The sequence below is a fragment of the Streptomyces sp. NPDC041191 genome (assembly GCF_055591945.1).
Window position 1 is genome coordinate 579,469 of record NZ_JBVIZC010000003.1, and the last position, 12,588, is coordinate 592,056.

Consider the following 12,588-nt stretch of genomic DNA (forward strand, 5'->3'; position numbering starts at 1 on the left):
ATTTCCCCGACTCCGGAGCCCGCATGCCCGCCGCCCCCAAGCACCGGTCCGAATCCGACGCGCCGGTGGTCCCCCTGCAGGACACCACCGGCGACCGTCTGAGCGGCCGCATGCTGGGCGACGAACTGCGCTCCCACCGCGAGCGGCGCGGCTACACCCTGGCCGACGCGGCGCGGGTCATCCGCGCCTCCACGTCGAAGATCAGCCGGATGGAGCTGGGCAAGAGCCCCGTCAAGTACCGGGACCTGAACGACCTCGCCCTCTTCTACGGCGTCTCCCGCGAGGACCGCGCCCACCTCGACCAGCTGCACCAGCAGGCGGGCAACGAGGACCTGTTCGCGAAGTTCGCCGACGTCACCCCCGCCTTCCTCCGGCGCCTCATCCGGCTCGAACGGACCGCGCGGCAGATCACCGTCTACGAACCCCGCGTCGTGCCCGGTCTCCTGCAGACCGAGGCGTACGCGCGCGCCCTGGTCCGGATGATAGAGATCGGCCGCTCCGAGAGCGACATCGAACTCATCGTCGCCCTCCGGATGCAGCGGCAGCTCATGCTCGACAGCGGACTGCCCAGGCTGGCGGCGCTGATCGGCGAACGCGTGCTCTCCCAGCCCTACGGCACCGCCGGCATGATGGTCGAGCAGATGCGTTTCCTCCACACGGCCACCCTGACCGAGAAGGTCAACGTGCGCATCGTCCCGGAACACGTCATCGCCCCGCCCACCCCCGTCTTCCACCTGGCGTTCGCCGACGGGGAGCACCAGGAGCTGGCGTACGTGGAGCACGCGGACGGCGCGCACTACATCACGCAGAAGGTCCAGCTCGACCGTACGCGCAAGCTGCTGCTCAACGTCCGGGCGAACCTCTACGACCGCGAGGACAGCGTGCGCGCGCTGGAACGCGCCATCGCCCACTGGGAGAAGCGGGCCGCCGCGGAGCGGTCGGAGTAGACGGCCGCACGGAGCGGCCGCTCCGCGGCGGCGGGATCACCGGGACGCCCGGACGCTCCCCACGCCGCCCCACTCCACCCAGTCGGTGGACCGCAGCTCCTTGGGCGGGGGCGGCGAGTCGGGAAGCCAGTCGATCACGTCGACCAGGCCCGGGGGGTCCACGATCTCCAGGGTGTCGAAGTAGCGCCGCACCTCGTGGGGCTCGCGCACGCGTCCCCAGTTGCCGCCGGTCGCGCCCTCCATGAGCCGGGTGACACCGTCGCGGACGGCCGGGTCTTCGCTGACGAGCTGGCAGATGACCATGTGGCTGCCCGGTGCCAGGAGTTCGGACACCGCTTCTATGACGGCGGCCGGCCCCCTCTGCTCGTCGTCGGGGATGCAGTGCAGGACGGAGACGAAGAGGGCCGCGACGGGCCGGTCCCAGTCGAGGAAGCCCTCGGTGGACTCCCTGATCTTCTGGGTGTCCCGCATGTCGTGGTCGACGACCATGGTGCGCGCGTTGTCGTCGAGGTGGGTCCGCGCGTGGGCGAGCACCATCGGGTCGTTGTCGACGTAGACGACCCTGGCGTCCCGGGAGACGCGCTGGGCGACCTGGTGGACGTTGTCCTGGGTGGGCAGGCCGCTGCCGTGGTCGAGGAACTGGGTGATCCCCTTCTCGACGGCGAGGTAACGCACCACGCGCCGGAGGAAGTCACGGTTGTTGCGCGCGAGTTGCTGGGTGCTGGGCGCGATCCGCAGGAGTTCGGCGCACGCGTCCCGGTCGACCTCGAAGTTCTCCGTCCCGCCCAGGAGCCAGTCGTACATGCGCGCGGCACTGGCACGGTCGGTGTCGATGACGCGCGTTCGGGATTCCCCGCCGTTGGTCATACACGCTCCCCTGAACCCCTGTCCGGGCCGGTTGTACCCGGACACGAGGGCTCATCCTAGGAGCGCGCCCGCCTGACGGCTAGTCACCCCGAAGGGTGCAAATGGCCGGGCGGGTCCTGTGCGACGCGGGGGAGGGGGACCGGCGCGCCACCCGTGGACGGGGTGCGCGCCGGTCCGGTGCCGGGCGGTCGCGCGGCGGCCGTCCGGTGTCAGCGTTCGCGCTCCGCGCGGAGGTCCCGTTCGGCGCCGCGCAGCAGGGCGCGCGCGTCGGGGACGTCCAGCCCCATGAGGTGGGCGGCGTGCTCGACGGACAGCCCCAGGTCGTGATGGAGGAGCACGACGTCGGCCTGGTCGTCCCGCAGGGCGGTGTGGAACCGCCTCGTCCGGCCGCCGGAGTCCGCCGACCGGCGGGCGGCTTCGGCGCGCAGCTCCTCCCAGACGCGGGCGGCGGGGGAGTCGGAGCCGAGCACGCCGACCCACCGGTTCTCCAGGGCGTCGAGCACCGCCTCGACGCACCGCTCCGCTTCCGCCGCGTCGCCGGTCCACTTCTCGGCGTACCGGACGTACGCGCCCCTGTTCGCCTCGCGGAACGCCTCGAACCCGAGCTTCAGGCCGGACAGGGCCGAACGGGGGGCAGGTGGTCCGTTCACGGCCGCCCCGCCCCTCCGCCGGGCTCCGGACGCCGGGCGGGCGCGGCGGACGGCGGGGGCGCGGGGAGCGCCGGACCGGCGCTCCCCGCCCGGCGGGCGCCGTCGCCCCGGGTGCGGTCGTGCGCGCACGGGAGCCGTCGCCGGCCCGTCGGTCCGCGGTGGTCCCGCGGGCGTCCGTGCGCCGTCTTCCGTTCGGTGGGGCCATCGCGGTACTCGCGGTGAACGCCCTTCGGTGGCAGTGTCATGGGAGTTCTCCCTTCGCCGCCCCGGGTGCGGTGGCCCGCCGGTCCGGGGCGTCAGCGGTCGGGGCCGGACGGGGCCGCCCGGGGGCGGCCTCCGTCCGGCCGGGGGCTCGGCCCCGACGGGGACGGACGGGGTGAGGCGCGCTCCGGAGGCTGGCGCGCCGCACCGGCGGAGGTCCGTCAGCGGGGGGCCGGGGGTTTCGCCGCGGCGGGGGAGAGGGATGATCCCGTGGGGACCGGCCGGGGGAGCGATATCGGGCTCCTGACTACTCCGAGGGTCATGCTGGGCTTCTTTCTGGTCGTCGACGGCCTGTGCCGGGGCCCCGGGCCGTACCTCCCCGGGGCACGCGCATCACGGTCCGTCGTCGAGGGATCGCGTGCGGTGACGTCACGATATCGTCTGATCAGATGCATTCGCTCCGAGCGGCGTGAAGTTCCCGCCGTGCAAGCTGTTTCCCTTCTGCGAGCGTCTTGCACGGGACTGGTTGTGCCCGGTCGATGTCGAAAACCGCTCCGCGTCTGCTCCTGTATCGACCATCCAGACAGAGCCTTGACCTGCTTTGTCTGACTGATTTTGATCGGAAATGAAAAATCCCAGGTGGGGCCCGGTGTTGGGCGCTTCCTCCTCCCCTCGGGAGGAGGGAGGGTGGCGCCGAGAGGAATCAGTTCATGCAAATGGGAAAAAAGCGAATGTGCGAAAGCTAATTTCTCTTGACCCGCGAGATGCCGGAGATGCCCCGCGGATCCGAGGGGTCCTGCGGGAGGGGTGCTTTGTCGGGGTCCGGACGCGCCCGTCCGGGCGCTTTGCGGAGTGAACCCGTGTGTGCGGGGTCGGCGGGGCCGGGCGGACGCCCCTCGGGGTGACGCGGCAGTCAAATCACCCGCGTGTTCGACAGGGGGTCCGTGGCGGATTCACGCCCCGACGGGGCCACCGATCGTCAGCTCCACCTCGGACCCCACCCGGGTGAGTTTCCGGACCGCCCAGGCGCGGGCGGCGACCGGGGTCCCGGCGCCGGTGGTGTACGCCGGGACGGCGAGCACGGGACCCGCAGGGTCCTCCGGCGTCAGCCTCGCGTCGGCGATCACCCCGTCGGAGAAGCGCAGGTCCACCTCGATCGGCCGGGGTTCCGCGGCGAAGGCGGAGGGGTCGGGCAGCCCCTGGACGCGGCATCCGGCGCCCGGGAACAGGTGCGTGTGCGCGCAGACGGCCGGAAAGGTGTCCGTCCCGCCCGGTCCGGTGGAGTGCAGGGGCATGGGGGACCTCCGTAACGCACAGGGCATCGGACGTCCCAGTCTGGCGGGCGGAGCGGCGCGGGGGCGGCAGGCGGCCACCGCGCGTCCGGGTGGGGCGCCGGTTCGGCCGGGTCCGGCGCGGGAACCTTCGGCGGGGCCCGCCCCCTTGCCGGGCCGACCCTTCCCGCCTTACCTTACTTGGAAGTAAGTTTACTCTCTGGTAAGGAGGTTGCCTTGACTGCCTACCGGACGGTCATGGTCGGTACGGACGGTTCGGAGTCGTCGTTCGCGGCGGTCGAGACGGCGGCGAAACTGGCCGCCGCCTGTGCGGCCGAACTCGTGATCGCCTGCGCGTACCTCCCGATGCGTGGCCCCGAACTCGCCGTGGCCCAGGATCAGTTGGGGGCGGAGGCGTACCAGGTGGTGGGTTCCGCGCCCGCCGAGGACACCCTGCTGACCGCCAAGGACCGGGCCCGCGCCCAGGGTGCGGCGAACGTGCGGACGGTCGCCGTGCAGGGCGAACCGGTCGCCGCGCTCGTCGGGATCGCGCGGAAGGCGTCGGCCGACCTCCTGGTCGTCGGCAACAGGGGCCTGCGCTCGCTCGCCGGGCGCATCCTCGGCTCCGTACCCGCCGACATCGCCAGGAAGTCGGGCCTCGACGTGCTGATCGTGCACACCACGTGAGCGCGGCGCGGCCGGACGGGGGACCGGTGGACCCGTCCGGCGCCGACCGGCTGCGGCGGACCGTCGAAGAGGTGCTGCTCGGCGGCGGTCGCGTCTGGACGAGGCGGGACATCGCCGAGCGGACCGGCGTCGAGCCCGGACGCACGGTGCAGATCTGGCGCGCGCTCGGATTTCCGGCGGCGGACGAGGAGGCGCGGGTGTTCACCGACGCCGACGCCGAAGCGCTGCGCGCGGGGGAGCGGCTCATCGGGGCCGGGCTCATCACCGAGGAGAACGAGACGATGATGGCGCGGGCCCTGGGGCACCACCTGTCCCGGCTCGCCGAATGGCAGGTCGACACCCTCTGGGCCTGGATGGCGCACCGCGGCTCCGAGAGCCCCGTGGGCGAAGAGGAACTGGTGCGCCACGTCGCGACGTTGCTGCCGGAGATGGAACTGCTCCAGAGGCACGTGTGGCGCCGGCACCTCGCGGCGCACGCCGGGAGGCTGCTCGCCGGGGCGGGGGAGGGCCCGGGCGGGCCGGGAGCGGGGAAGAGCGGGACGGGGGGCGCGGCGGCGGGCGGAGCGGCGCAGCCCCGCGCGGGCGCCGAGATCCGCGACCGGGCGGTGGGCTTCACCGACATGGTCGGCTACACGCGGATGACCCGTGGACTGGACGGCGGCGAACTCTCCCGGGTGATCGACCTGTTCGAGAACCTGACCGGTGACGTGGTCGCCGAGGGCGGGGGACAGGTGGTGAAGACCATCGGGGACGAGGTCCTCTTCGTGTGCGACTCGGCCTCCGAGGCCGCCGGCATCGCGCTGGAACTCACCGCGCGCGCCGGGGCCGAACCGGACCTGCCCCGCGTGCGGACCGGGCTCGCCCACGGTCCCGTCCTCAGCCGCTTCGGCGACGTCTACGGGGCGGCGGTCAACATCGCCGCCCGGCTCACCGCGGTGGCCCGCCCCGGCACCGTGCTGGTCGACACGGCGTTCGCGGGCGAACTGGCGGGCACGGAGGGGTACGAACTCAAGGCCCTCCGACCCGTGTCGGTGCGCGGGTACAACAGGCTGCGCCCGGTGCTCCTGCGGCCGAACCGGTCCGCCGGGTGACCTCCGGACGGTGAACACGGTGCCGGGCCGTACGTGACGGGCCGTACGTGACGGGCCGTACGCGGCAGGCCCGTACGTGGCAGGCCCGTACGCGACGGTCTGTACGCGTCAGGCCGTACGCGACGGGCCGGTGCGGCCCGGTCCCCGGCTCCGGCCTCCGGTCCCGGGCTCCGTGGACCGGGAGCCGGGAGCCGGGAGTCGGGGGCCGGAGCGCGGGTGCGGCCGGGGGCGGCCGGGTGCGGCCCACCGGATCGACCCGTACCGGCCCTCGTAGGAACCCACGAAGCATCGGCTCCGGGCTGCCCGTATTTCATGTCTTCGGCGCCTGGCCGGTCCCGGGCGGACGGCTGTGTACTGCTCGCACACACCCGAACACGAGGGACGGGAAAGCCCCGCCGGAGAGGCCGTCCGGCCGACACGCCGGGACCGCCCGTCCCGGCGCCGGCGTCGCCGCCCCGTGGAAGCCTACGGGCGGGTCCCCGGCCCCGTTCGCGCGGACGCCGCGGCCCTCCCGGCGGCCCCGCGCCCCACCGCATTCGACAAGGAGCAACCGTGACCGCGAGCACCGCGAGCACCGTCCAGGACGAGCAGGCGTGGATGCGGCAGGCCATCGCCGTCGCCACCGACAGCGTGAACAGCGGCGGCGGCCCCTTCGGCGCCCTGATCGTCAAGGACGGCAGGGTCGTCGCGACCGGGCACAACCGGGTCACCGCGACGAACGACCCGTCCGCGCACGCCGAGGTCGACGCCATCCGCGCCGCCTGCAGGGAACTGAACACCTTCAGCCTCGAAGGCTGCACCCTGATCACCTCGTGCGAGCCGTGCCCGATGTGCCTCTCCACCGCGCTCTGGGCGCGCGTCGACCGGCTGGTGTTCTCCGCCGACCGCCACGACGCCGCGGCGGCCGGCTTCGACGACCGCGAGTTCTACGACCTGTTCGAGAAGAAGCCCCAGGAGGAGTGGCCGATGCGGATCGTCCACCTGGACCTGCCCCACCGCACCGAGCCGTTCGAGGCGTGGAACGCGAAGAGCGACCGCGTCGACTACTGACCGCGTCGACCTACCGCCACATCGGCCGCCGACCACATCGGCCGACGATCACATAGGTCGCCGACCGCGTCGGTCACCGAAAAAGAATCCGTCCGGATTCCGAAAGGCCGGGCCCGGCCCCTTGACCCCCGTGCCGACCGCCACTAATTTGCGGTGGGCGTCGATTTTCGATTCCTGATCCCCGACTCCCGGAAAGGAGGCGACCGGCAGATGTACACCCTCTCTGACCTCGGTCGCCTCGCCCGCCGCACGGCCTGGGCGCCGGGCCGGATCGCACACGGCTGCTGAACGCGCCGTCCCGGCGCGCCCGTTCCCGGCGCGTTCCGGATTTCCCCTTCACCGCTTCCCGGCACGCCGTCGCCGCGTGCCCTTCCGCGCCCCTTCCTTTCACTCGGCGCGTCCGGACACAGAAATCTGCCTGAAATGGGTGAGCACGATGAATCGACCGAACACGGACCGGAACGAAGGTACGGCATGGTAGCGGCGCGCCTCACGATCAACGGAAAAGAAACCCCCATTTCGCCGGCCGCGCCCCACACCACGGCCCTCGACTTCCTGCGCGAGCGCGGCCTCACCGGCACCAAGGAGGGCTGCGCCGAGGGGGAGTGCGGCGCCTGTTCCGTCCTGGTGGCCCGCCCCGGGGTGGACAAGCCCACCGACTGGGTGGCGGTCAACGCCTGCCTGCTCCCGGTCGCGGCGCTCGACGGCCAGGAGGTCGTCACCTCCGAGGGCCTCGCCACCGCCGGCGAACCCGGCACGCCGCCCGTCCTGCACCCGGTGCAGGAGGAGATGGCGATGCGCGGAGGCTCCCAGTGCGGCTACTGCACGCCGGGATTCGTCTGCAGCATGGCCGCCGAGTACTACCGGCCCGGCCGCTGCGCGCACGCGGAGCCCGCGGACGGCGCCCCCGCCGACGCCGAGCACGGTCCGAACGGTTTCGACCTGCACGCGCTGAGCGGGAACCTGTGCCGCTGCACCGGCTACCGCCCGATCCGCGACGCCGCGTTCGCCGTCGGCACGCCCGCCGACGAGGACCCGCTGGCACGGCGCCGCGAGCAGGCCCCGCCCGCCCCCGTGGCCACCGAGTACGTCCAGGACGGCAGGGCCTTCCTGCGGAAGGACACCCTGGCCGAAACGCTCCTGCTGCTGCGCGAGCGCCCCGACGCGGTGGTGGTCGCCGGCTCCACCGACTGGGGCGTGGAGGTGAACATCCGTTCCCGCCGGGCCGATTGCGCCGTCGCCGTCGACCGGCTGCCCGAACTGCGGGAGCTGCGCGTCGAACCCGGCTTCGTCGAGATCGGGGCGGCGCTGACGCTCACCGAGATCGAACGCCGTCTCGACGGCTCCGTCCCGCTGCTCGCGGAACTCTTCCCGCAGTTCGCGTCCCGGCTCATCCGCAACAGCGCGACCCTCGGCGGCAACCTGGGCACCGGCTCCCCCATCGGCGACAGCCCGCCGGCCCTGCTCGCCCTCGACGCGTCGGTGGTGCTCGCCGACGCCGACGGCGAGCGCGAGGTCCCGCTGGCGGACTACTTCACCGGCTACCGGCAGAGCGTGCGCCGCCCCGGCGAACTGATCCGCGCGGTGCGCGTCCCGCTGCCGCTCTCACCGGTCACGGCCTTCCACAAGATCGCCAAGCGGCGTTTCGACGACATCTCCAGCGTGGCGGTCGCCTTCGCGCTCGACATCCGGGACGGCGTCGTCCGCACGGCCCGGATCGGCCTCGGCGGCGTGGCCGCCACCCCGATCCGCGCCCTCGCCACCGAGGCGGCCCTGGAGGGCGAGCCGTGGACGGCGGAGACGGCCGACGCCGCGGCCCGGGTCCTGCGGACCGAGGGCACACCGATGGACGACCACCGGGCCAGCGCCGGCTACCGCACCGCGATGCTCGGCCAGAGCCTGCTGAAGCTGTACGCGCGAACCACCGAGGCGGTCTCGTCATGAGCCATCTGTCCGAACGTCCCGAGAAGCCCGCCGTCGGCGTCTCCGTGCCGCACGAGAGCGCCGCGCTGCACGTCACCGGCGCCGCGCTCTACACCGACGACCTGGTCCAGCGCACCAAGGACGTGCTGCACGCCCACCCGGTCCAGGTCATGAAGGCCCACGCCAGGATCACCGCGCTGCGCACCGAAGCCGCGCTCGCCGTCCCCGGCGTGGTCCGCGTCCTCACCGGAGCCGACGTGCCCGGGGTCAACGACGCGGGCATGAAGCACGACGAACCGCTCTTCCCCGACACGGTCATGTTCCACGGCCACGCCGTCGCCTGGGTGCTCGGCGAGACCCTGGAGGCGGCCCGGCTCGGCGCGGCGGCGGTCGAGGTCGACCTCGAGGAACTCCCCTCCCTGATCACGCTGCAGGACGCGATCGAGGCCGGGAGCTTCCACGGCGCCCGCCCCCTGATGGTGACCGGTGACGTCGACGCCGGCCTCGCCGGCTCCGCGCACGTGTTCACCGGCGAGTTCCAGTTCTCCGACCAGGAGCACTTCTACCTGGAGACGCACTGCGCGCTCGCCCACATCGACGAGAACGGGCAGGTGTTCGTCCAGAGCAGCAGCCAGCACCCCTCGGAGACGCAGGAGATCGTCGCGCACGTGCTCGGCCTGCCCAGCCACGAGGTGACCGTGCAGTGCCTGCGGATGGGCGGCGGCTTCGGCGGCAAGGAGATGCAGCCGCACGGGTTCGCGGCCGTCGCCGCGCTCGGCGCCAGGCTGACCGGTCGCCCGGTCCGGCTGCGGCTCAACCGGACCCAGGACCTCACCATGTCCGGCAAGCGCCACGGGTTCCACGCCTCCTGGCGGATCGGCTTCGACGCCGACGGCCGCATCCAGGCCCTCGACGCCACCCTGACCGCCGACGGCGGCTGGAGCCTGGACCTCTCCGAACCGGTGCTCGCCCGCGCGCTGTGCCACATCGACAACACGTACTGGATCCCCCACGCGCGCGTCGCCGGACGCGTCGCCAGGACCCACAAGGTCTCCAACACCGCCTTCCGCGGCTTCGGCGGCCCCCAGGGCATGCTGGTCGTCGAGGACATCCTGGGCCGCTGCGCGCCCCGGCTCGGCCTGGACCCGATGGAGCTGCGGGAACGCAACTTCTACCGGCCCGGCCGGGGCCAGACGACGCCGTACGGGCAGCCCGTCACCCAGGCCGAGCGGATCTCCGCGGTCTGGGAGCAGGTCAAGGAGAACGCCGGTGTCGCCGACCGCAGGCGCGAGATCGCCGCCTTCAACGCCGCGCACCCGCACACCAAGCGGGCCCTCGCGGTCACCGGCATCAAGTTCGGCATCTCGTTCAACCTCACCGCCTTCAACCAGGGCGGCGCGCTGGTGCTGATCTACAAGGACGGCTCGGTCCTGATCAACCACGGCGGCACCGAGATGGGCCAGGGTCTGCACACCAAGATGATCCAGGTGGCCGCGACCACGCTGGGCATCCCGCTCCACAAGGTGCGCCTCGCCCCGACGCGCACCGACAAGGTGCCCAACACCTCGGCAACCGCGGCGAGTTCAGGAACGGACCTCAACGGCGGCGCGATCAAGAACGCCTGCGAGCAGCTGCGCGAACGGCTGCTGCGGGTGGCCGCCACCCGGCTGGGCGCCCCCGCCTCGGACGTGCGCATCGTCGAGGGCGTCGCGCGCGCCCTGGGCGGCGACACGGAGCTGGCCTGGGACGACCTGGTGCGCACCGCGTACTTCCAGCGGGTGCAGCTCTCGGCGGCCGGCTACTACCGGACCGAGGGGCTGCACTGGGACGCGAAGACCTTCCGGGGCTCGCCGTTCAAGTACTTCTCCCACGGAGCCGCCGCGGCCGAGGTGGAGGTGGACGGCTTCACGGGCGCGTACCGCGTCCGCCGGGTGGACATCGTGCACGACGTCGGCGACAGCCTCTCCCCGATGATCGACATCGGTCAGGTCGAGGGCGGGTTCGTGCAGGGCGCGGGCTGGCTGACCCTGGAGGACATGCGCTGGGACACCGGCGACGGACCGCACCGCGGCCGGCTGCTGACCCAGGCGGCGAGCACGTACAAACTGCCGAGCTTCTCGGAGATGCCCGAGGAGTTCCACGTCACGCTCCTGGAGAACGCGACCGAGGAGGGCGCGGTGTACGGCTCCAAGGCGGTGGGCGAGCCGCCGCTGATGCTGGCCTTCTCGGTGCGGGAGGCGCTGCGGCAGGCCGCCGCCGCGTTCGGCCCGCCCGGGACCGGCGTCGAACTGGCCTCGCCCGCCACGCCGGAAGCGGTGTACTGGGCGATCCGGGAGGCCCGGCGGGGCGACGCGTCCGGGAGCGGCCGGGCCCTCGACGGCCTCGCCGCCGGCGGTCCGGCCCGTACCGACGCCGAAGCGCTGCACCGTGCCTGACACGACATGGATCGCCGCGGTCGCGCGGTTGCGGGCACGCCGGGAACCCGGCGTGCTGGTGACCGTCGCGGCCGTGCGCGGCCACGCCCCCCGCGACGCGGGCGCGAAGCTCGTGGTCGGACCGGCCGGGACGTGGGGCTCGATCGGCGGCGGCAACGTCGAGGCCGTCGCGATCGACCGGGCCCGGGAGATGATCGCGACGGCCGCGCCGGAACCGGAGCTGATCGATTTCGCCCTGAACGACAAGGTGACCAACCGGCACGGCGTGCAGTGCTGCGGCGGCACGGTCTCGGTGCTGCTCGAACCCCTGCCGGTGGTACGGGCGGTCGCGGTCTTCGGCGTCGGGCACGTCGGCCTGGAGCTGGCCCGCGTCCTGGCGCGCCAGGACCTCGACCTCCACCTGATCGACAGCCGCTCCGACGTCCTCGCCGAGGAGCGGCTCGGCGTGCTGGCGGACGCGGTGGCCCGGGTGCGCGTGCACCACACACCGCTGCTGCCCGAGGAGGTCCTCGCGGAGCTGCCGCAGGGTACCCACGTCCTGATCATGACGCACGACCACGCCGAGGACGCCGCCCTGTGCGACGCCGCCCTGCGCACCCCCGGCCTCGGCTCCATCGGCCTGATCGGGTCGGCGGCCAAGTGGGCGCGGTTCCGCAAGCGCCTCGCCACCGAGGGCGGCCACGACGAGGCGGCCATCGACCGGATCAGGACCCCGATCGGGCTGCCCGGCATCACCGGCAAGGAACCCGCGACCATCGCCGTGAGCGTCGCCGCCGACCTGCTGCGCGCCTTCGGGACCGAGGGGGCCTGACCCCCGGGGCGGCGGGACGGACGCGCCGGTCACCACTCGGGATGGACGTCGTGGCTGTCGTGACGGAGGCCGGCCTCGGTGATCCAGGGCCTGAATCGGCCGGGACCCGAGCGATCGGGCGCGTAGGCGACGGGCTCTCCGGTGTCGTCGGTGACGATGACGGCACCGGCCTTCTGCGCGGAGCGCAGGGCGTGGGTCCAGTGCCGGCCGCGGTGGCCGGTGCGGTAGTCGGGCCTCTTGCAGGGAGCCATCGGGTTCTCACCGCCGTGAAGCTGCGGCCGTGTGCCCGCGTCCGGCGGACACGGGCGCCCGGCGGGTGCCGAACAGACCGGAATACCCGTTGTGACGATTCTTGAACATCTGTTCGCATGTTCTCGCGGTTGTTTTTGCGTCCCCGCGCTCCCCGGCGCTCCTCTGCGCTCCCCCGCCGAGTCGCCGCGTCACCCCCTTCGCCGCCCGCCCGGGGGACGTACGGTGGTGAGGGGCCCGTCGGGGCGTGCCGGGCGGCGGATTCCGGACCGCGCGGGCGGCCCGGCCGGCGTCCCGGGAGGAACGATGCGGTCGAGTGCCACGGTCCTGGTCTACAGCGACGACGCGAACACCCGCGCGCAGGTCCGGCTGGCGGCCGGGCGCAGGCCCGCGGCCGACGTCCCCC

The 12,588-nt window shown here is 73.2% G+C and carries 11 protein-coding genes; 7 read left to right on the forward strand and 4 right to left on the reverse strand.

Annotated features, from left to right (window positions below; genetic code table 11):
• The first annotated feature begins 23 nt into the window (after positions 1–23).
• Entirely contained in the window at positions 24–947 is a 924-nt protein-coding gene (locus tag ACZ6AQ_RS08760; RefSeq protein WP_468758531.1) for a helix-turn-helix domain-containing protein, read from the forward strand.
• Positions 948–983: 36 nt separating this feature from the next.
• Here the strand turns inward: ACZ6AQ_RS08760 and ACZ6AQ_RS08765 are convergent, their stop codons facing one another.
• The 3 genes from ACZ6AQ_RS08765 to ACZ6AQ_RS08775 all read right to left on the reverse strand — a co-directional run bounded on the left by ACZ6AQ_RS08765 (position 984) and on the right by ACZ6AQ_RS08775 (position 3,960).
• A complete protein-coding gene (locus ACZ6AQ_RS08765; RefSeq protein WP_468758533.1) occupies positions 984–1,814 on the reverse strand; it encodes an SAM-dependent methyltransferase in 831 nt (276 codons plus the stop codon).
• Positions 1,815–2,023: 209 nt separating this feature from the next.
• Positions 2,024–2,464 carry a hypothetical protein gene (locus ACZ6AQ_RS08770; protein ID WP_468758534.1) on the reverse strand — a complete coding sequence of 147 codons (441 nt, stop codon included), beginning with the start codon at positions 2,462–2,464 and terminating at the stop codon, positions 2,024–2,026.
• Positions 2,465–3,618: 1,154 nt separating this feature from the next.
• Entirely contained in the window at positions 3,619–3,960 is a 342-nt protein-coding gene (locus tag ACZ6AQ_RS08775) for a hypothetical protein (protein WP_468758536.1), read from the reverse strand.
• Positions 3,961–4,173: 213 nt separating this feature from the next.
• Between ACZ6AQ_RS08775 and ACZ6AQ_RS08780 the strand changes: the two genes are divergently transcribed.
• From ACZ6AQ_RS08780 to xdhC, 6 genes are all read left to right on the forward strand, one after another.
• Complete coding sequence (locus tag ACZ6AQ_RS08780) at positions 4,174–4,623, forward strand: universal stress protein (RefSeq protein WP_388696043.1); 450 nt, start codon at positions 4,174–4,176, stop codon at positions 4,621–4,623.
• A gap of 26 nt (positions 4,624–4,649) precedes the next feature.
• Positions 4,650–5,714, forward strand: a complete 1,065-nt coding sequence (locus ACZ6AQ_RS08785; protein WP_468758582.1) for an adenylate/guanylate cyclase domain-containing protein — start codon at positions 4,650–4,652, stop codon at positions 5,712–5,714.
• Between the two features lie 552 nt (positions 5,715–6,266).
• On the forward strand, positions 6,267–6,764 hold the full coding sequence (locus ACZ6AQ_RS08790; RefSeq protein ID WP_468758538.1) for a nucleoside deaminase: 498 nt from the start codon (positions 6,267–6,269) through the stop codon (positions 6,762–6,764).
• Between the two features lie 474 nt (positions 6,765–7,238).
• Positions 7,239–8,708, forward strand: a complete 1,470-nt coding sequence (locus ACZ6AQ_RS08795) for a xanthine dehydrogenase small subunit (protein ID WP_468758540.1) — start codon at positions 7,239–7,241, stop codon at positions 8,706–8,708.
• Entirely contained in the window at positions 8,705–11,122 is a 2,418-nt protein-coding gene (gene xdhB, locus ACZ6AQ_RS08800; protein WP_468758542.1) for a xanthine dehydrogenase molybdopterin binding subunit, read from the forward strand. The genes ACZ6AQ_RS08795 and xdhB overlap by 4 nt, the downstream gene beginning before the upstream one ends.
• Positions 11,115–11,933, forward strand: a complete 819-nt coding sequence (gene xdhC, locus ACZ6AQ_RS08805) for a xanthine dehydrogenase accessory protein XdhC (protein ID WP_468758543.1) — start codon at positions 11,115–11,117, stop codon at positions 11,931–11,933. The genes xdhB and xdhC overlap by 8 nt, the downstream gene beginning before the upstream one ends.
• Positions 11,934–11,962: 29 nt before the next feature.
• Here xdhC and ACZ6AQ_RS08810 read toward each other — a convergent pair whose 3' ends face one another.
• Positions 11,963–12,184 carry a hypothetical protein gene (locus ACZ6AQ_RS08810; RefSeq protein ID WP_468758545.1) on the reverse strand — a complete coding sequence of 74 codons (222 nt, stop codon included), beginning with the start codon at positions 12,182–12,184 and terminating at the stop codon, positions 11,963–11,965.
• Between the last annotated feature and the right edge of the window lie 404 nt (positions 12,185–12,588).